General features: G+C 39.1%; 24 protein-coding genes and 1 pseudogene. 6 read left to right on the forward strand and 19 right to left on the reverse strand.

The window, feature by feature from the left end:
• Positions 1-33: 33 nt before the first annotated feature.
• From M9R32_RS07845 to M9R32_RS07860, 4 genes are read right to left on the reverse strand one after another with little or no spacing between them, the layout of a single operon-like run.
• A complete protein-coding gene (locus M9R32_RS07845) occupies positions 34-462 on the reverse strand; it encodes a GNAT family N-acetyltransferase (protein ID WP_269926177.1) in 429 nt (142 codons plus the stop codon).
• Positions 463-486: 24 nt separating this feature from the next.
• A complete protein-coding gene (locus M9R32_RS07850; RefSeq protein ID WP_269926178.1) occupies positions 487-840 on the reverse strand; it encodes a VOC family protein in 354 nt (117 codons plus the stop codon).
• A 38-nt stretch (positions 841-878) separates the two neighbouring features.
• On the reverse strand, positions 879-1,559 hold the full coding sequence (locus tag M9R32_RS07855; RefSeq protein ID WP_269926179.1) for an HAD family hydrolase: 681 nt from the start codon (positions 1,557-1,559) through the stop codon (positions 879-881).
• Between the two features lie 39 nt (positions 1,560-1,598).
• Entirely contained in the window at positions 1,599-3,068 is a 1,470-nt protein-coding gene (locus M9R32_RS07860; protein ID WP_269926180.1) for an amidase family protein, read from the reverse strand.
• 271 nt (positions 3,069-3,339) lie between these two features.
• Between M9R32_RS07860 and M9R32_RS07865 the strand changes: the two genes are divergently transcribed.
• Positions 3,340-3,897, forward strand: coding sequence for an MEDS domain-containing protein (locus M9R32_RS07865; RefSeq protein ID WP_269926181.1), 558 nt, complete (start codon positions 3,340-3,342; stop codon positions 3,895-3,897).
• A 58-nt stretch (positions 3,898-3,955) separates the two neighbouring features.
• Here the strand turns inward: M9R32_RS07865 and M9R32_RS07870 are convergent, their stop codons facing one another.
• Both M9R32_RS07870 and M9R32_RS07875 read right to left on the reverse strand, forming a co-directional pair.
• Positions 3,956-4,288, reverse strand: coding sequence for a hypothetical protein (locus M9R32_RS07870; RefSeq protein ID WP_269926278.1), 333 nt, complete (start codon positions 4,286-4,288; stop codon positions 3,956-3,958).
• A gap of 134 nt (positions 4,289-4,422) precedes the next feature.
• The gene (locus M9R32_RS07875) at positions 4,423-5,712 is read right to left on the reverse strand and encodes an MFS transporter (RefSeq protein WP_269926182.1); all 1,290 of its coding nucleotides are present in this window, start codon (positions 5,710-5,712) and stop codon (positions 4,423-4,425) included.
• 176 nt (positions 5,713-5,888) lie between these two features.
• Between M9R32_RS07875 and M9R32_RS07880 the strand changes: the two genes are divergently transcribed.
• Positions 5,889-6,350 carry a GNAT family N-acetyltransferase gene (locus M9R32_RS07880; protein ID WP_269926183.1) on the forward strand — a complete coding sequence of 154 codons (462 nt, stop codon included), beginning with the start codon at positions 5,889-5,891 and terminating at the stop codon, positions 6,348-6,350.
• A gap of 218 nt (positions 6,351-6,568) precedes the next feature.
• Here M9R32_RS07880 and M9R32_RS07885 read toward each other — a convergent pair whose 3' ends face one another.
• Together M9R32_RS07885 and M9R32_RS07890 are read right to left on the reverse strand one after the other, a co-directional pair.
• Entirely contained in the window at positions 6,569-7,084 is a 516-nt protein-coding gene (locus tag M9R32_RS07885) for a hypothetical protein (protein WP_269926184.1), read from the reverse strand.
• A 75-nt stretch (positions 7,085-7,159) separates the two neighbouring features.
• Positions 7,160-7,654: a hypothetical protein gene (locus M9R32_RS07890; protein ID WP_269926185.1), complete on the reverse strand. Its 495-nt coding sequence runs from the start codon at positions 7,652-7,654 to the stop codon at positions 7,160-7,162.
• A gap of 90 nt (positions 7,655-7,744) precedes the next feature.
• On the opposite strand from M9R32_RS07890, the gene M9R32_RS07895 reads away from it, so the two are divergent.
• On the forward strand, positions 7,745-8,335 hold the full coding sequence (locus M9R32_RS07895; RefSeq protein ID WP_269926279.1) for a vWA domain-containing protein: 591 nt from the start codon (positions 7,745-7,747) through the stop codon (positions 8,333-8,335).
• Positions 8,336-8,385: 50 nt separating this feature from the next.
• Here the strand turns inward: M9R32_RS07895 and M9R32_RS07900 are convergent, their stop codons facing one another.
• On the reverse strand, positions 8,386-8,760 hold the full coding sequence (locus M9R32_RS07900) for a VOC family protein (protein ID WP_269926280.1): 375 nt from the start codon (positions 8,758-8,760) through the stop codon (positions 8,386-8,388).
• A 354-nt stretch (positions 8,761-9,114) separates the two neighbouring features.
• A pseudogene (locus M9R32_RS07905) lies at positions 9,115-9,438 on the reverse strand (VOC family protein); the annotation flags it as partial.
• Between the two features lie 200 nt (positions 9,439-9,638).
• Between M9R32_RS07905 and M9R32_RS07910 the strand changes: the two are divergent.
• Complete coding sequence (locus tag M9R32_RS07910) at positions 9,639-10,235, forward strand: hypothetical protein (RefSeq protein WP_269926186.1); 597 nt, start codon at positions 9,639-9,641, stop codon at positions 10,233-10,235.
• A gap of 154 nt (positions 10,236-10,389) precedes the next feature.
• Here M9R32_RS07910 and M9R32_RS07915 read toward each other — a convergent pair whose 3' ends face one another.
• Positions 10,390-12,357, reverse strand: coding sequence for a phospholipase D-like domain-containing protein (locus M9R32_RS07915; protein WP_269926187.1), 1,968 nt, complete (start codon positions 12,355-12,357; stop codon positions 10,390-10,392).
• 291 nt (positions 12,358-12,648) lie between these two features.
• The gene (locus tag M9R32_RS07920; protein WP_269926188.1) at positions 12,649-12,990 is read right to left on the reverse strand and encodes a winged helix-turn-helix transcriptional regulator; all 342 of its coding nucleotides are present in this window, start codon (positions 12,988-12,990) and stop codon (positions 12,649-12,651) included.
• A gap of 137 nt (positions 12,991-13,127) precedes the next feature.
• On the opposite strand from M9R32_RS07920, the gene M9R32_RS07925 reads away from it, so the two are divergent.
• A complete protein-coding gene (locus M9R32_RS07925) occupies positions 13,128-13,622 on the forward strand; it encodes a lactoylglutathione lyase family protein (RefSeq protein ID WP_269926189.1) in 495 nt (164 codons plus the stop codon).
• Between the two features lie 58 nt (positions 13,623-13,680).
• On the opposite strand, the gene M9R32_RS07930 is transcribed toward M9R32_RS07925, so the two are convergent.
• The 6 genes from M9R32_RS07930 to M9R32_RS07955 form a co-directional block, all read right to left on the reverse strand.
• On the reverse strand, positions 13,681-14,295 hold the full coding sequence (locus M9R32_RS07930; RefSeq protein WP_269926190.1) for an NUDIX hydrolase: 615 nt from the start codon (positions 14,293-14,295) through the stop codon (positions 13,681-13,683).
• 165 nt (positions 14,296-14,460) lie between these two features.
• Complete coding sequence (locus M9R32_RS07935; RefSeq protein WP_269926191.1) at positions 14,461-14,859, reverse strand: DUF6508 domain-containing protein; 399 nt, start codon at positions 14,857-14,859, stop codon at positions 14,461-14,463.
• A 24-nt stretch (positions 14,860-14,883) separates the two neighbouring features.
• Positions 14,884-15,636: a hypothetical protein gene (locus M9R32_RS07940; RefSeq protein ID WP_269926192.1), complete on the reverse strand. Its 753-nt coding sequence runs from the start codon at positions 15,634-15,636 to the stop codon at positions 14,884-14,886.
• 114 nt (positions 15,637-15,750) lie between these two features.
• The gene (locus M9R32_RS07945; protein ID WP_269926193.1) at positions 15,751-16,275 is read right to left on the reverse strand and encodes a DinB family protein; all 525 of its coding nucleotides are present in this window, start codon (positions 16,273-16,275) and stop codon (positions 15,751-15,753) included.
• Positions 16,276-16,308: 33 nt separating this feature from the next.
• The gene (locus M9R32_RS07950; protein WP_269926194.1) at positions 16,309-17,046 is read right to left on the reverse strand and encodes a hypothetical protein; all 738 of its coding nucleotides are present in this window, start codon (positions 17,044-17,046) and stop codon (positions 16,309-16,311) included.
• Positions 17,047-17,413: 367 nt separating this feature from the next.
• Positions 17,414-20,572, reverse strand: coding sequence for a DEAD/DEAH box helicase (locus M9R32_RS07955; protein ID WP_269926195.1), 3,159 nt, complete (start codon positions 20,570-20,572; stop codon positions 17,414-17,416).
• 301 nt (positions 20,573-20,873) lie between these two features.
• Here M9R32_RS07955 and M9R32_RS07960 point away from each other — a divergent pair, with 301 nt between their 5' ends.
• On the forward strand, positions 20,874-22,349 hold the full coding sequence (locus M9R32_RS07960) for a protein adenylyltransferase SelO (protein ID WP_269926196.1): 1,476 nt from the start codon (positions 20,874-20,876) through the stop codon (positions 22,347-22,349).
• Positions 22,350-22,537: 188 nt separating this feature from the next.
• On the opposite strand, the gene M9R32_RS07965 is transcribed toward M9R32_RS07960, so the two are convergent.
• A complete protein-coding gene (locus M9R32_RS07965; protein WP_269926197.1) occupies positions 22,538-23,515 on the reverse strand; it encodes an LCP family protein in 978 nt (325 codons plus the stop codon).
• Positions 23,516-23,661 lie beyond the last annotated feature (146 nt).

Below are 23,661 nucleotides of genomic sequence, written 5' to 3' on the forward strand. Positions count from 1 at the left end.
GACCTCACCTTTCCAAAACTAATAGCTCCTACTTTAATAGTGCAAATCCTTTTTTAAATAATAATGCTTGAATTCTCTGCCCACATTATCAATACTTCCGAATACTTGATAGCCATTTTTTTCATAGAAATCTAGCGCTTGAAAACTTAAGGTATCTACCTTTATAAAATCGCATTTTTTCTCTAATGCGATCTGCTCGATCTCTGACAAAAGCTTAGAACCATATCCAAATTCCCGAATATCTTCATCTACCATTAATGTGTGAATCTCTAACCAGTTCCAACACACTTCGCCTAATAACCCGCCGCGAACAAGACCATTTTCATCTTTAAGAAATAAACTTATTTGTTCATATCGGCCTCTTAAATCCTCTGGGAAATGAGCTAAGTTATAGTAAAATAGCTGATTATTCACATACTCTTTTTGCTCATTATTGTTTTCTCTTGTGATGTGATAACTCATTTTTTTCTCCTTTTAAACTGTTTATTAGCACTTACATATCATTAAATGATTTCCATCAGGATCTTGAAAATTAAAATAGTGATCATGTTCGATTTCTGTTATTAAATCAACCTGTTTTTCCTTCATGTACTGATATGCTTCTTCGATATTGAGTGTATTGAGATGGAACAAAGGTGTTTTAATAATTTTATCTTCTGAGAAGATTTTGCTATCCAAAACAATCCCAGTACCATTCAAAGGTATGACATAAATATGACCGAACTGGATATCCCCATCTGCTGGTAAACCTAGAATGTCACAATACCAATCCCGAGCTTGTTCTATGTTACTTACAGGAATAAAAACCGTGCCGATTTGATTTAAAATAGGACTTTTCATTAGAAAACCTCCACAGTTATTTTCATTAGTACCCTAATCTAAAAATTTGTTATTTCTTTTTTACTTGGTTCCATCAATATCTCTTTTAACTGTTCCACACTTTTGACCATATACGTAGGATTGGAATGACTTAGTTCTTGAGAAGTTCCATATCCATAGGCTACACCAATAGAGTCAATTCCATTATTATTTGCCCCGATAATATCGTGCTCTCGGTCACCAATCATAATAAAATCTTCCAGCTCATGTTCGTCATATTGATCAAGTATGTATTGAATAATTTCAGTTTTTGCTGCTCGGGTTCCATCAAGATTACTTCCGACAACAAGATCAAAATATTCGTCGATATTAAAATAATTGAGTATTTGTTCAGAGAATACCGTTGGTTTTGATGTCGCAACTACTAGAGTAAAACCTAGTTCTTTCAGTGACTTCAACAGAGTTGGAATGGATGGATACAGATTATTTTCAAACATTCCTTTTTCTTTAAATCTTTCCCTATAAAAATCAATGGCTATTTTTGTATTTTCTATATTGAAATTGTAATTCTCAGCAAATGAAGTTTGTAGTGGTGGACCAATAAAACAAACAAGCTTATTAAGATCCGTCTCAATAATGCCCATTTTTTGTAATGCATATTGAACTGATTTGGTAATACCTATTTTTGGATCTGAAAGTGTTCCGTCCAAATCAAACAAAATTATTTTGTATTTGACCATAATTAAACTCCCTTTCAAATTTGTATCCTGTGTCTTACTCTAATTTAATTTAGGAGGAATTCTATGTTTTGTAGCTTGTTCAAAAGCATAAGAAAGTTTGATCAGGATTCCTTCACTAAATGCAGTACCAGCAAAAGTGATACCAAATGGTCTTCCACTTTCCATGTATCCAGCAGGTAGAGCAATTGATGGATACCCCGCTTTTGCACATATTGTTGAACCTATGTATGAAGGAAAAATGATTGCATCTAGGTTATATTTTTTTAACGTAAAATCAATCCCCATGTCCTGAGAGAAATACAAATCTTCCAACTTTGCATTTAAATACTCAGGGTTTCTTAAAGTGTTCGGTAAAGTCTCTCGATATTCCAACTTTTCCTGACCATATTTTAATGCCCTTTGTTCATGCTGTTTATTGAATTGGATTAATTCTGAGAATGAATGAACCGGGACATAGGACGGTAGCTGGGATAGATAATTACCTAAGCTATGCTTCATTTCATAAATAGGTACGCCCCAACTCCATTCCCTATTGAAAGAAGGCATTTCAATATTCTCTAAGACTTCCCCGCCTGCATCACGTATGGTTTGAATCGCATGATTAAACAGTTTTTCATCATATTCTCCCGATTCATAATACTCATCAGAAGCTTTATTAAATACGCCGATTCGAGCACCAATTAACGCATCGGCATCCAAAAATCTCGTATAATCCTCTAGTGAAATACCTTCACTTTTATAAGTAGCTGGATCACTTTTATCGACACCTGTTAACGCACCCAAAAGAAGTGCAGCATCTGTAACCGTTCTTGCAAAAGGTCCCGCTGTGTCCTGTGAATAGGTAAAGGGAATGATTCCAGTGCGACTGATTAAACCCACTGTCGGTTTGATTCCCACGACTGAGTTTTGTATCGCAGGACTCAAAATGGAAGCATCTGTCTCAGTCCCAACAGACAATACCGTGAAATTAGCCGCCACCGAAACAGCCGATCCGGAGCTTGATCCACCGACAAAAAGGTCTGCATCACCATAAGGATTTAATACTTGCCCGCCCCTGGAACTATAACCTGCCCACATTTCATTCGACATGCCATTTGCCAGTTCTGTCATATTTGATTTACCTAGAATGACGGCACCTGCATCCCGGAGTTTTTGAACAAGAAATGCGTCTTCACTCGCAACATTACCTTCTAATGCAAGTGTCCCGGCACTCGTGTGCATAGAATCTTTCGTTTCAATGTTATCCTTAAGAACCACAGGTATACCATGTAAAGGCCCCCTCGTTCCCTTTGCTTTTCTTTCGATATCCAATGCTTCCGCAATAAAAATTGCATCTGGATTTATCTCAAGAATAGAATTTAATTTTGGACCATCCTGGTCAAATTTTGCTATTTGGTATAGATAATACATAATCAGCTCTTTTGAAGTTATTTCACCAACTTCTAAAGCTTCTTGTATCTCATAAATTGTTAATTCTTCTTTTAAAAATTCGTGAAACTTAATTTCCATATATTTCTCCTCTTAATCTATGTAATTTTTGCAAACTATTAATCTATTTATCATAAGGTTTTCAACGCCCCTAAATGCCACATTTATATAGCTGTTGACTTCTAACACAAGATTCCCAAATAACTAATTCCTATGTCCATTTGTATTCACGTGTTATACTTGTGATTAAAATCCAAACTAATTAGGGGTCTTTTAGACTTATCTTGAGCATTTCTGTTTTAAAGAAATGCAGCTGAGATATTGTGTTCCTTAAATTTCATAGAGGTGAATTATGGACGCACTTTACAAATCAGAACTTGAGAAAATTACCGTAGGTCATGTTTTTTATGAGTTTCAAGAGGAAGAAGCTTACTTGAATAACTTGATTTCTTTCATACGATCAGGGATTGAAGGTAAACAGCATATTCTAATTATCGAGAATATGAGAAATCTCCCCAAAGTAAGAACTGTGATTAATATGCTATTTAGCGAAGAACAGCAATCTTCAATCCGATTAGTGAATAACTTTGAATATTACTTATCGAATGGAGATTTTAATACACAGTCCATTTTGAATCATTTCCAACAAGATCTTGAGCAGTTAACAGAAACTAATACGACAATTCGAACTTGGGCTCACGTTGAATGGGCTTCTTCTGAGCCGGATGTTGAGTTACTTAAAGAGTTTGAATCGACGGCAGATGCCTTTGTTACAGAAAGAAGATTGCTTTCAGTATGCGCCTATTCTTCTACTCATCTGTCTCCAAATCTGGCTTCGGTTCTAGAATTACGTCATGAATATATAATGAATGATGAAACATTATCCCTTTCGCCGCTATATGAAAGATAAGATAGTTAAAGAAAGATATATTGAATAAAAGACAGGTGCTAAAATGGCTCCTGTCTTTTTATGTTGTTTCAAGTGTTTTCTTCATTGTAGAAGAAAACTTGCTTAATCCCACTAATAAAAACAACATACTGATTGCCCATAAAACTCCTGTAATGCCGAGCCGAAGAGAAATTTCTTCAGAGGCCATCGGATGGTTCATATCAAAGCGGAGTGTCTGTAAAGCTTGGCTTATTGCCAAACTGAAAAACACGAAGAACCCTAGTACCCATGCATATGCAACTTTAAAAGACTTACGTTCTTTTGAAAATATGAGCCACAATACCACAATAAACGAGAGACCCATTACAATTGAAAACCCACCGATTAACATTCCCATTGTTTCCTCTTCCATTGGCACACCGCTTCACTCCCTGAAGACTAAATTTTCATTTAATTAATTTTAACATAAATTTACATTACCTTTCAGACAAAATTTCAATAAACAAAAGGAGGTCAATTCATATACGAATTGACCTCCTTTTAATCTTATTTGGTTGTTTTACGTGACCAGATTACAACAGGTATGAGCAACAATGACAGGAAGCCCCCTCCTAAAGAAAGTGTGGCGTAACTAGTCTGTGCGAATAACATGCCAGAAAATCCGCCACCTGTTGCTCCAGCTAAAGCTACTAACACATCTACCTTCCCTTGTGTCTTCGCACGAGTGGTTTGATCTGTGGAATCAACGATGAGTGCAGTTCCACTAATTAATCCAAAATTCCAACCTAGTCCAAGAAGAATCAGTGCCAGGATGATTCCAGATAACGAATCTACAGGAGCGAATGCTGCCACAATTCCTGCAGCCATCAACGTAACACCAGCTGCAATGGTGATTCCCATACGCCCCACTTTATCTACAAGAACTCCAGTAACCAAAGACGGCAAATACATAGCAGCGATATGAAAGCCGATAACCATGCCTACATCACCCGCTCCATGTCCATGATGCTTCATATGTACTGTTGACATCGTCATTATGGCAACCATGACCATCTGGGTGATCACCATAACGGTTGCCCCCAAAATAATGCCTCGATTATTAAGTACGGGTTCAGGTGAAATGTGATCCGAAGATTCGTTCATTTTCTGATCTTCTGCAATGGCTTTCGCCACGATAAGCGGATCTGGACGTAGGAATAAGAGTAAGACTAATCCGGCAACGATAAAAGCAGCGGCTGCTAAAATGAATGGCCCTGCAAGAGCCGGCACCCCAATGGAAGTCGCAAAACTGCCCATAACATCCACTAAGTTCGGACCTGCAACAGCACCGAATGTGGTAGAAACCATCGCAATACTAATTGCCTTGCCACGTTGTTTGGCACTTGCCAAGTCCGTTCCTGCATAACGTGCCTGCAAGTTGGTCGCAGTACCAAAGCCGTAGATAAGTAATGAAATAAATAACAGGAAGATGCTGTTCGTTAAAGCTGCCATCACGACGCCGACAGCACCAATTCCACCGGTTAAGAAGCCTGTTGCCAGTCCAAAACGTCGACCGAATCGTTGAGAAAGCCTCCCTACTATAAGAGCTGCACCAGCTGAACCAAGTGTAAACAAGGCGACCGGAACTCCTGCAAAACGATCCGTTCCGAGCATATCCTGTGCGAGAAGTGCACCGACGGTTATACCTGCTGCAAGACCCGCCCCTCCAAATATTTGTGAAATGACTACAATCCATAAAGTTCGTCTATAAAGCTGTTGTTGCTTTTCAGGAGAATCAATATAACTTTTTATCCGCTCCGGTTGATTTAAGCCTGATTCATCAGGTTTTTGTGACATTGCAAAGTCCTCATTTCTTAAGAAGCATCTCTAGTAAGTTTATAAATCTTGTATTTGTTTATCAGAATAATTATATGCTTTCCCACGTGAAATAGAAATTCATTATTCGAACAGCTATCGTTTATAATTTAACTAACTGTACACAGTAACAACCTCTTGCTAAGGAGCTAACTGTAATGAAATTAATACGTGCCACACTATCGGATGAACCGTTAATCGCTGGTTGGTTACAAAATGATACGGATTGTTTTTATACGACTGGAGAAGAAGTTTATTCTGCTGACATGTATCGTAGCTGGCATGAAGCTTCTGACCAATTTGGCTACATCTTATTGAAGGAAGACCAACCGGTAGCCTATGGGGAAATTTGGGAAGATGTTGAAGAAAGGGACTTGGAACTGGCTCACTTGATTGTTCACCCTTCCTATCGCAACCAAGGAATCGGCAAACAACTTGTGCGGATGTTGCAAAAAGAGTGCATGGCATTTCCTTATCCATGGATTTATTTAAGAATCGAGCCAGAGAATAGCCGTGCTCTAAAATGCTATTCTGGAGTAGGATTTATCAAAGATGAGAGTCTGCGTACGACCTGTAATTCAAGATGGATTTGGATGAAAGCAAGAAATGGTGAAGCATAGAGAAAAGCAGTTAGGAGTAGCTACTCCTAACTGCTTTTTGTGTTTAACTATTATTCGCTTTCGATTGATTTCGTGACCAGCTAGACAGTTTGTCATTCCAGGTTGAAGCTTTGGCTATCCAGGTAGACAGAATCCCTCTACAGGTTGAAGCTTTGCTATTCCAGGTTGACAGAATCACTCTCCAGGTTGTACAAAATCAAGTCCCGCGTCCTTAACAGCTAAATATCGTTCAACACAACCAACGTTTCCAACACATGATCAAGAAATTCCGGAATTTCACTTATATGATCCTCATTGATTTTATGGTTAAATACCACTTCAATCATGTTCATATAACTAGATGATTCATGACCATACACGAAACTCAGCGTTTGGGTAATGTAAACGTCTTCCTCCCATATACCGTTTAGTGCTAGTTCAATGTTCTTGCACTGTTCCGTTACATTTTGAACCTGCTTGTAAAATCTTAAGATCAAGAAACAACCAGGATTCGCGTCAGGCTTCTCCAAAATCTCCGCTGCCAGATCTTCCAAAGATGCTTTCAACACAATTTCCGCTGTGACGTTATCATGATCGACAAGCGTAAACTCAATAGCAAAATCCCTAGCCATCACGGAAAAATCCATCCGATCGTCCCGGTTCGTGATATCGATTATGCGCTCCAGATTATCCAGGTCGTACACCTGATTTTCAATTGCCACTTTTAAGTTCTCAAAAATGGTTGGATCGTACATATGGACACCCACCTCCGAATTTTATTTCCTTATGCTATGAAATGAAAGACGCTGATATCACTTCTGCAATTATCCTTACAAACATTTTTGATTGAAGTGATCTAACGCTACATTGACTGAATAAATGTCGTGGATGTGATGTTCTAGACAATATTGGATGACCAAATCGAAGACGTTGCTGTCCGATAACGAGTAGCCCGCTGCACTTAAAAGCTCTTCCGTGTCACCAATATCCAGCTGTAACGCCAAAGCAAGCGCAATGGTGGTGTTTTTACTTGGACGATAATCAGGATTGGAGCGTATCTTCGAAAATAGCTTCCGATCGATTCCCGCTTTTTTGTAAATGTCGACATCACTTTCACCTGAATCATCAATCAAACGAAATAACACTTGGTTTAATGTGGGCTTCCGGTGATTGTTTATATAGTCTTCCAAATCGATGGTGATACTTTCAGATTGTCGCATGTATTCCATATCCATTGGAGCTTCCAGTTTGTAGTTTAATGTCTCGTTATGTAAGTGGTTTTGAATGTACACTTCTATGTCATTTAAAATTTGTGGATTGAGCAAAACATCCGCCTCCTAAAATGTCGCTTTGCAGGCGACCAAATCATTTTAAATACTGGTTATGATTATCTTACCAACAAATGAAAGAGGATGATGACTTTGATTAACAATCGTACAGAAATTATTTTTCTGCTTGACCGAAGTGGCTCGATGTCTGGACTTGAAAAAGATACAATTGGTGGGTTTAACTCGTTTATTGAAAAGCAATGTGAACTTGATGGTGAAGTATCACTAACGACTGTCCTATTTGACAACGAATATGAAATTCTGTGGAACGGTATTAATGCAGCTGGTGCAAAGCTAACACAGGAAGATTATTATGTACGTGGTTCAACTGCTTTGCTGGATGCAGTCGGAAAGACTATTTTGGATGTCGACCGCAGATTGACAAAAACATCTGAAGAGCTTAAACCGGGGAAAGTCATTTTCGTCATCACAACAGACGGAATGGAAAATGCAAGCCGTGAATTTACGCATGAAAAAGTGAAAAAGCTAATTTCGCTTAAGGAAGAGAAACATAAATGGGAGTTCATTTTCATCGGAGCCAACATGGATGCAGCAAAGGAAGCAAGCAGCTTGGGCATCCATGCAGAAAATGCATACGATTTTGTAGCATCTGAAGTAGGTGTAGAAGCCATGTATTCTATGGTGAACGAAAATGTATCGATGAGAAGAAAGCGATAATTCATAAATAGAGCGATGACAACCGTCATCGCTCCTTTCTCTATTAAAAGCTACAACCCAGTCGAACAAAATAGGACAACACGCCATCCATCTGGATCTTCAATGGTAATACTATCGTCTCCCCAATAAGGATTTTCCGCTTCAACCTCTGGGTATCCCATCTTCTCTAATCTGTTCGCAACATCGGTAATGACTTCCCAATTCGGTAAATAAAGAACAAGTAAATTGTCTTTAGTTGGTGCTGGGCATGGTGTACCTGATACATGACTCGTAAACTCCAAGTGATAATTCTTGTCGGGCAGCCCGAACATCACCCCGTCATATCCGTCATGGTCCCAAAACTCCCCGACCCTCTTTAGCCCCAGGCCTGCTTCATAAAAGTCAATCACCTTATCTAGTTGATCTGTCGGTCTTGCGATTCTCATTTGTACTACAGGAAGTGTACTTGACCATGGTTTTTTCACCTTTACTGTAATCGGCAAAATTGGATGTTTTAATTCTTGATATTGATCCCCTTCAACTTCGACTATGATTGGATGAATCGTAGCAGGTCGATCTGTCGGATACCAATGCCGGCCTTCTTTGACCAAAACAAAATTCCCGGTTTCATCACCATAAAACCTAAAGATATCTGATTCAGGTCGATTTATATTCTTAATCGATGATAAGAATTTACTCATGTCCTCAACGTTGTCCGAAGGAAGCCCGACTTCACAAACATCAACCCATCCCGATTGCTCGTCACTCTCAGGAATTTCCCGCTCCAGGATCTCCACAATATTCCCATCCGGATCTGTAAAGTACACTTGTTTCCCTTTCCAATAGCCACTCAATTCCCCATCAGAATTCGGTAAGATGTTCACTTTCAAATCACTTAGTTTCTTAAACATATAATCATAAAAAGAAAGACTCGTTTTTAATGCAAAATGGTAAAAAGGAGCCTCAACACTGTTGGTTTGCTGGAATGTAATAAGTGAATGTCCGGCTCTTACGGTAAAGAAACTTTGCTTTTCCCGAACAATCGGCATCTCCAAAGTTTCCGTATAAAACTTTTTCATTTCGTGAATGTTCACGGTTTCCAACACGATTTTTAGAATCTTCATTCTCAACACCTCAAATGTATTGTACAAAATCACTTACCCCAAACCATATGTACATAAGGATGAAAGAATGCTACTGCTTTTGGATGAGGACAGCTTGAAATGGAGTTGTAATCATGGTTTAGTATTGTTATAAGGAAGTATTTGGTAACGTATATTAACATGCACGCATTGAGGATGATTTTATAAAAGGCGGGATTGGAATGAAGTATTTAACACTTGGCATTCTCATGGTATTCCTGTTAAGCGCTTGTTCAGGGGAATCAAAAAGTGGAGATGCTGAAATTAAGCGTTCTGAATTGACCAATTTCGAAGAGAATCTGCTTTCTCTTTCCAGTCAACATTCCATGGTCTATGATCTGGAATTGAAGAATGAAGCGGCAAAAGAAATTGTTGTGACAATCGACTATTATGAAAAAGGGAAGTTTGTCCGTCAAATTACAGAATTGACAGATCGGATTGTAGAAAATCAAGACAGTTTAAGACTTGCTGTTCTCCAACAAGTCAATAAGAACGAGGATAATTGGATCACTTCCATCATGAATGAGTCAGGTATGTCATCAGTTGCTTTTCCTCAACCTACAGATGAACGGGAAAGAATGAATTTAGGATCCACATCTGGCGGAATCGAATTAGGGGCATTGGTGATTGGAGAAAGAAAAATAATCTATTCTATTGCTTACTCTAGTTCAGACGAAATGTCCATTTTACAAAACATTGAAACTAAAGAAGATTTGAAGAAAGCCACTAACTATGAGCAAGTTTATATTGTTTCTGTAGAATTACGATACGTTCAGTAGTTCCTATAGAGTGAAAAAATGAGCGGTGACTAAGTCATCGCTCATTTTTTATGCAAGTTAGTTTTCAAGAAAATCTGCAAAGCGAATTTACATGCATATAAAAAAGTAGCCGAAGAAACAAACTCGGCTACTTCCTATTTTCCAGTTACTATTTTTAAGGCGTGTTAATCGTACCGCCCGCCAGTGAATAACGTGCATTGAATTCCTGTAAGAATTGATTCGTAATCGCTTGATCATGAATGATAAGTAAATTCTCATCATTGATGTCTTCACCGTTTGTACTCCAATTAGTAGAACCCACAATGACCGTTGGATCGCTATCTGTATCGGCATCAACAATCATCGTTTTGCTGTGCAGCTTGCGAGATTCAGCATCTTTGTAAACCGGTGCGGGATTTGCCCAGCGTGTATTTGGATTGTTGACACTTCCTGTTACGGTTTGGCCAGTCATTTCGATACTTGCTGACCACCATTGGGTCCAGAAGCTGCTGTCAAACACACCTTTTACATCGAACCCGGTTAGAGTTCCTTGCTGGTCTTCATAAGAACCTTCCCACTTGTTTTTCAATTCATCTACAAGTTCCTGACTACTCCAAGCAAATATGGTGAAGTAGGTTTTATAATCCGCTTCTGTTTTAATCAGATCGACCATTCTAGCAACTGCATTGTCACCAGGTGAGAAATACACTTCGATGTTTTTACCACCAACTGTAACTTGATGAGTAGTATTATCAATTTTTCGTGAGCTAAAATTGGAAATCTGAAGATCGGGAGTCAATGTATTAGTGCCCCACATTTCATTGAACTCTGTTTCATAAATTTGAGCCATATCAGGAGAGTTTACTTCTACTACATGTTGTTGGTTGCCATCAAGAACACCATTAGCCATATTTTCATCTGATCCGTAAAGACCTGTAACAGTGAAATTCCAACTACCGGTAAATACCCATTTGTCATCGATAATAGCGAATTTATTATGCATTTGGGTTGAAGGAGAGTAATAGCTGCCGTCAGTCTTTTGTTCACCTTCTACAAATAAGTACCCTGTCATTTCAGTACTTCCTACCATAATATTTTTTTTAGGGAAATCGTTTGGTGACGAAGGTAGTCCATGGCTTCCGCGTTTTGTTGAATCTTCGACGGCCAGCATCGGTGATTCCGAGAGAACCGTTACATCATCAGCTGTTCCGATGACCATGTCTTTTCCTCGGACCATTTTTTCTATATAAAGTCTCATTTCTTCAAAACGTTCAATGTAACTTGGGTCTGTCGCATCTTTTGAATCTGCAATGACTCGAACATCAACGCCTTGGGACGCTTTCAATAGGAGTGCATCCACTACTTTCGGAAGATTGATTTCATAAGTTGCAAAATCAATACTCGTTTGCGCTCCGTTAATTCGTTCAATCAATCGGTTTTCAAGATTCACATTGTAATTGGCTTCATTATTAACTGAAGCATATTGATCAAGTGCACATTTATTAAAGTAAACATTAATGGCATCAGCAGCATTAGAAACCTGGTTTAAATGTTCGGCTGTATCAGCGCAGGCTCCATTTTGAGCTTCTTTGGAATTAATTTTTCCAGGAGTCCCTATTCCTTCTATGTAAGTGTCTGTGGATGTACGCCAATTGGTACCGTCTGTGCCTGCCGCCAATGGGTCAATTCTTTCCATTGTCGCTTTTGCGGTATTGTCACCACTATGCCAAGCATCAACTTGATCAATAACAGCTCCGCTGGCATCTTTTAAGATAAAATTCTCACCAGTATTACCCATGACCCCACTATAAATCTGGTTAGCAGAGACTTCAGAAATCGTTGCATCATCTGTTCTTTCAAGAATAAAGTAGCCATTTGCAGGAATGGTTCCTGTTAAAGAAATAGCCGGAGTTCCATCAGCAGTAGCCAATGTCCACCCATTCAAAGATATGGAAGCACTTGAATTATTGTAAAGCTCGATCCATTCATCATTATAATCGACGGTTGTTCCCATCCATGCGATTTCATTAATGACAATTTCCCCGGTCGTAGCAGCCTGAGCAATCTTTTCCGGCGATACCGTTGGGATTAGTAAAGCTAACATTAAACCTACAGATGCAATAATTCTAACGATTTTTTTCATCAGATCTCCCTTTTTAACAAATATTTGTTTTTTCAAACAAGTTAATTTTACCTGTAAGGAAGAACTATTCACATGATCCTTTGTTTTTAATTATTTGTTAATTAAACCCTTCAAAATCTTATATTTTAAAAATTTGTTATTAACTTAGTAGGAGATGGGGAGTGTCTTATTCCCTGCTCATCGTAGTATGGGTGGCACCTTTTCCCCTTTCGGTACCTGTGCGTTTTGGGCATAAAAGTGCCACCCACAATGCAAAAAAGCCAAGTTGGTCATCATCCAACTTGGCTTTTCTTATTCATGTAGTGTTATATCATTTTCTTTCGCATATTCTTCCGTCCACGTACAGAGACCATTGATTAATGGAATCAGGCTGGTGCCGAAGTCAGTCATTGCATATTCTACTTTCGGTGGAGCCGTGGCGTAGACTTTTCTCGAGATAATCGCTCGTTCTTCAAGCTCCCTTAACTGCTCAGTGAGCATTTTTTGCGTGATGCTCGGGATTGATTTTTTCAATTCGCCAAAACGTTTCGCCCCACTGATTAAATACCACAGAATAATGAGCTTCCATTTGCCCCCGATTAAATCGATTGTCAAAACCAACGCGCAATCGTACTCCTTTTTGACTTTGCTCATGTTGTCCTCCTTTATTCATTCGTATGGTTTTCGTGCCTAACGCACAAAATAGTGCCGTATTGTGAAAACAAAAAGCACTTCGTATACTAGTCATCGTAAAGAAAACAATTATATTAACATATAGGAGAGAATTAATAATGACGTATCCACGCGCATTTTCACACATTGGATTATCTGTACCCAATTTGGAAGCAGCCGTTACATTTTATCACGAGGTCATGGGTTGGTATATCGTTATGGAACCATCGGAGGTTTTGGAAGAAAGAGAAACAGCAATCGGTCAAATGTGCATCGATGTATTCGGAGAAGGCTGGAAAACTTTCAAGATTGCTCATATGGTCACGTCTGACGGAATCGGCATCGAATTATTCGAGTTTGCCAAAAGTGAAAAACCGGAAAATAACTTTGAATACTGGAAGAGTGGGGTTTTCCACTTCAGTATCCAGGATCCAGATATTGAAGGCATGGTGAACAAAATCGTGGAAGCTGGCGGCAAACAGCGAATGCCAATACGCGAATATTATCCGAACGAAAAACCGTATAGAATGTGTTACGTCGAAGATCCGTTCGGCATCATCTTTGAAGTATATAGCCATAGCTATGAAGTTACTTACTCAAAAGGTGCTTACTGATACAGCAGAAAAGAAACGAGCGATGACTTGATCATCGCTCGTTTTAATTCACACTCTTCTATCTAATCGTTTCAATAAAATGCTTTAAAATCCTCGCAGTCAAACCCCAAATAGTATACTGCTCGTAATCATAAAACCATTCCTCAATCACCCGAGATCTCCATTGGTACTCAGTGCCGTTCGCGATTTTATCATATGGGAAATCATTTTGTGGCATGGGTTGAACAGGAACCATATGCACGTATGGCTTGTGCTCCAACAGCCAATTGACCGGAATTGTGAAGATTTCTTCCACTTCATCTTTATTGAGAGAATGTATATGATGGTTATCAATTGTCGCCACAAATGGGTAGACAACTAAAGAAGACGTTGGAATGAACACACTCATCTGCCCCAGGACGTGGATGTTTGAAGTATCAATTCCCAGCTCCTCGTGCGTTTCCCGAATGGCTGCGTCCATCGGAGATGCGTCTGTTAAATCGATTCGTCCACCAGGAAAACTGATATCCCCTGGTTGTTTTCTCATCGTCAGGGAACGTACCTCAAAAAGAACATGCCATTCTCCATCCACTTGAACAAGTGGAATCAGAACTGCCGCACGCATCGCGGTCTCCTCGCCAATAAATAGAGGTTGATTATGATTCAACCCATTTTTAATCTTTTCCAGAAACATTGAATCTCCCCCCACTTCATTGTTTTATCTATTCCTATCGTATCATGAAAATGGTGTGATTAATGAAATGAGATGCCACGATTGCACGTGCAAATTTCACGAATTCGTAGTCCTAAATAAAAAAATCCAACTTCTTTCTTAGTTGATTGATTTCTACTTTAGTTATCAGCATTCCTCTCCCATACTCTTTAACTTGAGTAATATAGAAAGGAAAATTCGCTTATTAGCAGCTTCAGCCCAAGAACCTTCACTAAATCTTTCCTGACGAACAAAGTATGTTAGCAAAGCCCTTAACTTTTCAGAGTTATCTGTATTATTTATTAAAATAATTGCATCATCACCAGTGCTGATGTCACTGCTTACTAAGCTTTGATAATCATTCAACATGATGCCACTGTCATATACGTCTTGAATAAATTCACGTAATTTCTTATCGTAAACAGGATACGACATCGTAATGACACCATCTTCACGTTTAGTCGATTGCCATTTATAAAACTCTAGGTTGTCATTTTCAAAATACTTTATGTAACCGAATAAATTCTCATAGTTATTCCCTAACATTAAAGTCCCCCGTCCCCCGTATAGCTATTGATGCTCACCAAAATAATCCTTTAGTTTTCGTTGCATGTCTTCCTTATGGGCGGCAAATTGCTTATGTCGGTGACCATTTCCTCCGGATGGATGAGGAAAGCCAGTTAAGATCGACTCTTTATTGATATAGCCACACTCAGCAAGATACTCGATTACCTTCGAAACATTCACTCCGAGTGGAATAATGAGAGCATCATTTAACTTGTTAAGCTCACCAGCCGTGTAGTCAAGAATGTGGCGTTTAAGGACTTCTGTTTTAAGAATATTGGGCGTAGACCCATTGTAGTTTTTCCCGTTATAAAATACAGGATAAGGCAATACCGACATCGTTTGAACCAAATGACTCGCTTTATCGAAAAGTTCGCTTGAAGATGATAACCCCAAATAATTGTTCAAAGCAAGTTCATCTAGCATGTGAATCAGATTTTTCCGCATCGGTCCTTCAAAGCTTGATTTTTTCTTCACTTCATGCAGAACCTCTTCATCCGATAAGGGCTGATCCATCACATTCAACACCGTCGAGTAGGATTTCTTCATTTGATGTAACCCGGGAGTAATCCCAACGATCACAACTTTGGCATTTACGTTTACATATTCAAATGGAGCATAATAAATTTCGAGTTTTTTCTTCTCGTCTTTTTCCAGGAAAAACTGGTCATTGATTAATGCTTCATTCTCTAAAGGCATAGGTAGAGACTGGATTAGGTTTTTGTAGATTTGGAATTTCGAATAATCTGCAATGCTCATGGATGTCTCCCCTTTTATTTTGCTTATTTATATAGTCAAGACAATTAAAAATCCAGCTTTTCGCTTAGTTGTTGGATTCCTTTGTTTTTAAATAACTAAGTATCTTTTCCATTGTTATTGATTCAAGATGCGCAGATAAGCCTTCCAAGGTCCCACATCTTCTTTATACCGTTTCGCCATCACTCTTGCAATTTGGGATATGTGATCAAGATCATGTGCAACCCAAGTTGATAGTTGTTCTCTGAGTTTCACACTTCCGAATTCCGGATGTAAACCCGTTTGTTCTAGATCTGTATGAGCATTAACTAAATTGCTTAACCTTTCTAGGCTATTTAAACGCAGTTCTGTAAACTCACTAAGTAATTGTTCCATTGTTTTCTCTGAGTTTTGGTGCAGTTGACTAAAGCGGTCAAATACAGGGAAGGTTTCTGTTTCTCCTTTTGAAATAATTGTTTCTATTCGTGGAATCCAATTATATTTTTCCCCTTCAATCAGGTGACCAATTACATCAAATGCACTCCAAGTAGCTTCTCCTTCGTCACAAGCGGTCCATGAATTCGATAAACCACAGAGCAAATTACTAAGTACTTTTGTTGTACGTTCGAGTATTTCAATTGCCTCATCAATCTGAAACTTCATGATGATAGCCTCCCTTTTTAGATAGTGTATTTCTTATTTTTCTAAGAGTATGATGCGTTTAGCTATTTCTCCGGTTTTCTCTGATCCATCTTCATACTTCCAAACAGCTACCTTGTTACCTTTTACCAATTTCCCCTCAAACTTCGTTCCATTTGAAGACAACCAGTGGACATCAAGGCTTTTACTGTCTTTCCAGTCTATGGCTTCTTTTTTTGTTATGTTTTCTACAATAGCAATTACTTGTTTTTCTTCATTAATCTCTACGATATAACCGATAATTAAAGGTTCTTCAGTGATGATTTCTGTTAATGGTAAAGGTGATATTGAAATCAAATCGCTTAAAGTTTGGGCATTTTCTCTATCTAGTCTTCCATAGGCATTTTCATCGCTGACAGTAATGGTTGCATTTCCTCCTGTTTCAAACCAAATGGAGTATTCAAAAATTCTCTCTGGCATATTTTTATCCCAGTTGAAAAATAAATTTGCTTTTACATCTTCTCTTCTAGACATCGTTACTTTTTTATCTTGTTCCCATTCAATTTGCACAAATATTTGTCTAAGCAAATCAACAGAATCTTTATCTCCAATAGTTGTTACATCGTCGAAACTTCCATCTGAATTTATCTGTTGAACATCCACCCTAGAAAGCTGTTTCATATCAGTCTTAATAGTCTCATCAAACCCAATAACCTGATCTTTGTTACATCCTATTAACAACAATACTGAAATTAAACAGACAGAAAGAAAGCCAATATATTTCTTCAGAACCAACCACTCCTAACTCACTAAGTTTTTTCAACAGTAAGCGCTCTATCTTTTGTATTTTACCTTATTTTCACAAAACACCCTTTAATCATTAGAATACTTTGTAACATTATTTATTCCGTTGAAAACTCAATGAAAAAAGCATCAAAATTGAGGTGTAATTAGTTATACATTTTAAGTTGTTTTTTAGTAACACGGGAAAACTGTACTTAAAACAGAACCCGTTATCGCTATAGGTGGCACCTTTTCCTTTGTTTGTACCTGGGCATTTTTGGCGATAAAGTGCCACCCATAGCAAGATTCCACATCCTAGAAAAAGTTGAAGCGACCGAAAATTGAATTTCGCTCGCTTCTTTACATAATTTTTAACTTTTTATACCCTTAATATTTCACGGATATCTTCTTCTGTCATCGCCTTTAATGGTTCTTCGCCTGCCTGGATGACTTCGTCAATCAGGTTTTGTTTTTTCATTTGAAGTTCGGTGATTTTCTCTTCAATCGTTCCTTTCGCGACTAAGCGGATGACCTGCACTTCGTTTTTCTGCCCCATGCGATAGGCCCGGTCAGCAGCTTGTTGCTCGACTGCTGGATTCCACCAAAGATCATACAGGATCACCGTATCTGCACCTGTCAGATTCAAACCAGTACCGCCGGCTTTTAAGGAAATAAGAAATAAATCTCCTTCGCCTTCATTGAACCGGTTGCATAAATCTACACGGTCCATAGGAGGGGTTTTGCCATCTAAATAAAAATAAGGTTGTCCACTTTCACTCAGTCGCTGCGCGATAATCCCGAGCATTTGTGTAAACTGGGAAAAGACCAATACGCGTCTTCCTGATACCCGGCATTCCTCCACAATTTCCATCAATTGATCAAATTTCGCCGACCCGCCATCATAGCCTTCAACAAATAATGCAGGATGGCAGCATAGTTGGCGAAGCCGCGTCAATCCGGCTAAAATTTTGATGCGATTTTTTCTAAAGCTGTCTTTGTTCAAATGCTTTAAAGCATCTTGCTTCAATTCCGCTAAATAAGCGGCATACAACTTCTTCTGCTCTTTATGCAATTCGGATAACTGAATGATTTCGATTTTATCAGGCAGTTCCTTCAAGACCTCTTTTTTCAACCTACGTAAAATGAACGGGCGTACTCGTTTGGCTATATCTGCCCGTCTCATTTCACTATACAGTCTTCGATTCGGCAGCAGTTCTGGAAAGACGACTGAGAAAATCGACCATAATTCATCCAATGAATTTTCGATTGGTGTCCCTGTCAGGGCGAAACGATATTCGGCCTGAATCACTTTGACTGCTTTTGCCGTCAGGGTAACAGGGTTTTTAAATGCCTGCGCTTCGTCTAAAAACAAAGTATGAAAGCGTTTATCATGGTAAAGCGCTCGATCCATACGTAACACCGGGTACGATGTGATGATGACGTCAAGTCCCGCACTTTCTTTTAATAAAGACGCTCTTTTGGCTTTATTGCCATCTATAATTCCCGCCTGTATATCTGGAGCAAATTTCTTCAGTTCATTCAACCAGTTATAAACCAGAGATGAAGGTGCGACAATCAAGACCGGCAACTTTCGGGCACGAATATCCGGAAGCACTGATAAAATGAAGGCAATACTTTGTAGGGTTTTACCAAGCCCCATATCGTCAGCCAGAATGCCTCCAAATTTATATTTGGCCAGCAACTTGAACCAGCTGAATCCGACTTTTTGGTAATCACGGAGCACGTTCTCTAAACTCTGCGGCACTTCGCTATGCAAAACATCAGGACGATGTAAATTTTTCATGAGCTTGGCAAATGTTTTCCCTGGATCCACTAGCCGACCTTCTTCAAGAGCCTCAACCAGATGCATTCCTTGAATCAAAGGGACACGAATACCTTCCTCATCGAAATTATCTGCCGGAATTCCTAAGTCTCGCAGGAAATCATTCAATGCCAAGAATTCCTTTGTTTCGAGCGACATTAATGTCCCGTTAGGAATTCGGTAATACTTTCGCTTTTCTTCGAGAGACTTCAGGATTTTCTTGATTTCTGATTCGGGTATCCCTTGGAGGTCAAAACGGAAAGAGAGCCAATCCGTTCTCTCCCCAATTTCCACTTTGATTTTTGGACCCGCATACGCTTTTTGTACCCGTAGTTTCACCGCAGTGGTGGCATAAATCTGTACGAGTTTCTCTATTTCCGGAACGACATGAAACAGAAAATGATATTCCGATTCTTCGTCGTGCATGTAAAAACCGCCATCCGTCTGATTAAAAGAACTGTCTTGAATTAATTTTATGATCTCTAGTTCTTTATTGCGCTGTCTTCGAACGCCCGGATAGTGACGGAACTCATCTTCCGTTTCTTCGCATGGATTGATGACCAGATGTCCGTAATGGAACTCAAGCCCAGCTACCAACCGATGTTTAATTCGGTCCAAATACAATCTTGCGCTAAGTGGCGTTTCCACCCAGCGTTCAGTAATCGAATCTGCAATCTGTACTTTCCCTAGTCGCTCCAATCCAGGGATGACCGTTTCCATAAAATGATTCATTTGAGCAGAAGAAATGAGCAGCCGCTTTTGTGACCCTTCAATCAGCTCTTTTAGTTCGGCCAGACGGATGATATCTTCTGTGGACATTTGTATGAATGCCCCACTAGAAAATGCAGTATCGTAAGCTTTTAACACGAGAATCTCATCTATTCCGTCAACCTCGAGTTGATAGCCACCTGAACGGGCTTCGTCAAATCGAAAAGACAAAGGCAATTCTTTCTTTAAATGGAGACCGTCAACCGTCCTACCAGCATGGGTCACCTTTACTGAAGGAGCTTTCAGCAATAAAGGCAGTAATTGCTCCCAATCGGAAGCGGATATGACCAATGTTTCTTTAGTAGAATCCAAACTTTCTGCAATTCGCTGGCTTTTCATTAAGAAAAGAATGACTTCTTCTGTTTCTTTGTCAAAACTATAGATGTCCGGACTATATAAAAAATCGGGAGCACATTCATATGAATCTCCTTGCTCCACCTTCGTCAAGAATTCTCTCACGTTTACGATACTAGCCAATCTTTCAGTACCGGCTTTTATTTGTATTCCCAATACATAGCCTGCTTTCCCGAGAAACACAGGGCTACAGTTAAATTCCACTTGGAGAACCTGACGCTTATCAAAATGAAGCCGCTTGCCTCTTGGTCTTGGAGTTTGTTGAGTAAATAAACCAAGCATTTTGGCAGTCATGGGATTTTCCCGCTGTTGGTTTTCATCGATCGCCAAAAGAACACCTGCAATATGATGGCAGTAGGTCGTTACGAATCCAACAGGCGGACAACTGCAAGAAGCCAGAATTTTCCCATCTTGTGTTTGTCTCACGCTTACCTCAAACATGTCTCTACCTTCGACAGTAGCCTTAATGGATAAATCGTCCTCTGTATCGGGCTTGAGAAAGACTTTCCCTGCTTGGTGTAAGGCTCGACCTTTTTTATAAGCGACCATTCCGCACAGACTTTTTATTTTTGACTCATTTAATGAAAAATTCATAGGGTGATCCTTCCTGAAACTCTTGGTTGAAACGTCAAGGTATTTTCCCTATTATCTCGAACTGAGGTTTTCGTTACAAGCATCCTACCATTCGATGTCGTATTCCACTGCTTTTAGTCCACATGTTTCTGAGATTTGTACACACTTGGAAAATGCTTAAAGGACGCTATCTATATGTAAGAAGGGTATAATTAATTGGAAGAAGGTAACATTAAATGAGATGTTTTATATAGGAAGTAAATCGAAAAATATAATATGTGAATGAAAAAATACAAAAGACTGTAGAAGAAAAGGTGATTTGATGACAGAGGAAAAACCAATGTTAGAAACCGGATGGAACTTAGACAACAGTTATGCACGACTCCCTAAATCATTTTTCACGAAAATCACTCCAAATGCTGTGCCCTCACCGGAGTTAGTAATCTTTAATGATACTTTGGCAACAAATCTTGGTTTGAATAACGTGGAATTAAAAAGTAAAGACGGAGTAGCAGTGCTTGCTGGCAATAGCATTCCTGAAGGATCAATCCCGCTAGCTCAAGCGTATGCTGGCCATCAATTCGGCAATTTTAATATGTTGGGAGACGGCCGTGCACTTCTGATTGGCGAACAAATTCCCCCTTCAGGTGACCGGTTTGATATTCAGCTCAAGGGTTCGGGTCCTACCCCCTATTCACGTAATGGCGACGGTCGAGCGGCACTTGGACCAATGTTGCGAGAATACATCATCAGCGAAGCTATGCATGCACTTGGCATACCCACTACCCGAAGCTTAGCAGTAGTGACCACAGGTGAGTCCATCATCCGCGAAACCGAACTGCCTGGTGCTATTCTTACCCGTGTCGCTGCCAGTCATTTGCGTGTTGGTACCTTTCAGTACGCTGCAAATTTTGGGACAATTGAAGACGTCCGGACGCTGGCGGACTATACAATCGAGCGCCATTATCCTCATATTGCAGATGATGAAAATCGATATCTATCACTACTTCAGGAAGTCATCAAACGTCAGGCTGAATTGATCGCTAAATGGCAACTCGTTGGCTTTATCCATGGAGTCATGAACACCGACAACATGACCATCAGCGGTGAAACTATCGACTATGGCCCATGTGCATTTATGGATGCATATAATCCAGCAACGGTATTCAGCTCTATTGACTATCAAGGTCGCTATGCATACGGAAATCAGCCTTATATTGGTGGGTGGAATCTCGCACGATTTGCAGAAACACTTTTGCCGCTTCTGGATGATGATCAGAATGAGGCGATTAAAATGGCAACAGAGGCAATTGGAGAATTTAATAAGTTCTATCACGAGAACTGGTATGCGGGAATGAGAGCAAAACTCGGGATTTTTAATGAAGAGAAAGAGGATGAAAAACTTATTGAGGATCTCCTAAATATGATGCAGAATCATAGTGCGGATTATACAAATACGTTTCGTGCACTCACTTTAGATAAGTTGGAAGAGACGGCACTGTTTAACAGCGAAGAATTTAAGCTGTGGAATGAGCTGTGGCAAGCAAGACTAAAAAGACAGCAGGAATCAAAAGACGACACTCTGCAGTTAATGCGAAACAGCAATCCTGCAATAATCCCTCGCAACCACCGGGTAGAAGTAGCACTAGAATCCGCTGTGGAAAATGGAGATTATAGCGTGATGGAGAAGCTGCTTGAAGTTCTTTCGAAACCTTATGCGCATACACAAGAACAGATGGATTTCTGTACAGTGCCGGCAGAAATAGATCAGTCTTATCGAACTTATTGTGGTACTTGATATTTAAACTCATCGTAATTGTATTACAGTGGGTGGCACCTTTTCTTTCATTTGTACCTGTGCATTTTCGAGGAAAAAGTGCCACCCATTTTAGCTTGTAACAAAAGATTAAATGCCCATTCAAATCTCCATACTTACTCCCCTGTATCAAAACAAACCGTTAAATATGAAGTTTTGCGAATGCCCATCTAAGGTTCCAATTTCAGATGGTCTTTAAGTAGGTTTTGCGTTTCCGATAATACCTCTTGATCCAGTCTCCAAAAATAGGTGTTAGTTGTTGTGTCATCATAACCACTTAGAGTCATTGTATCTACTTGAGGCATTCCATCTTTTATATAGGATAAAAATGATTTCATTTCATCAAATGTCATATCCGTTTTCATATTGTCACCAACTGCATCAATTACATTCCCATACTTCGTAAATGAAGAGGCTGAAGAGGCTTTTTTTACAATGGCGGATAGGATTTCTTGTTGCCTTTTCCCACGTTCAATATCATTGTCTAGCTTTCTTGTCCGTGCCAATGCAAGTGCTTCTCGCCCATCAAGTTTTTGAAATCCTTTTTTTAATTTAATCGTGTATTGATCTTCTTCATCTTTCTCTAACCGATCGTACGGTACATTGACATTAATACCCTCAAAAGCATCCACGACATCAATGAATGCATTGAAATTCATTCGTACATAATAATCAACCGGGACTTCTAGTAGATTCTCAACAGTTTCAATTGTCGCCTTTACTCCACCTTTGAAAAGGGCATGATTGATTTTATCTTCATAGCCAATTTCAGGGATGTAAACAAATGAATCACGTGGGATGCTGACTAATTTCACGGTTTTTTCTTTATTGTTTAAGGTTGCTAACATTAATGCATCTGACCGACTTTCATTTGTTCCTTGATTACGCGTTTCACTATCGTCGACTCCAATAAATAGAATAGATACATTATCTTCAAGTGGCGTAACTTCACTGTTTCGGAGAACAGAACCATCGCGGTTTTCAACAGCTTCATAAGATTTTTCTGCAGCAGTCTCAGCTTTTTTCACTAAATAAAATCCATATGCGGAACCACTAATAAGAATTCCTGCTACTAGTAGAACTGATATCTTGATAATAAGGGACTTTTTAGATTTTAACTTTTGCTCTTTCATTTCTTTACGAGTCATTAGAAATCTCCTTTAGTTCGTATCCTTTTACTAAAGCTATGACATTATTGAATTGAATCTAGTAAACAATATCTTAATTAGTACGTTTTACGTGACACTTAAGTTCCAATATTCAAAATAATTTGCATATTATTATTACTAAATAG

Origin of the sequence: Paenisporosarcina quisquiliarum (genome assembly GCF_027563315.1) — a bacterium.
GTDB classification, from domain to species: domain Bacteria; phylum Bacillota; class Bacilli; order Bacillales_A; family Planococcaceae; genus Paenisporosarcina; species Paenisporosarcina quisquiliarum.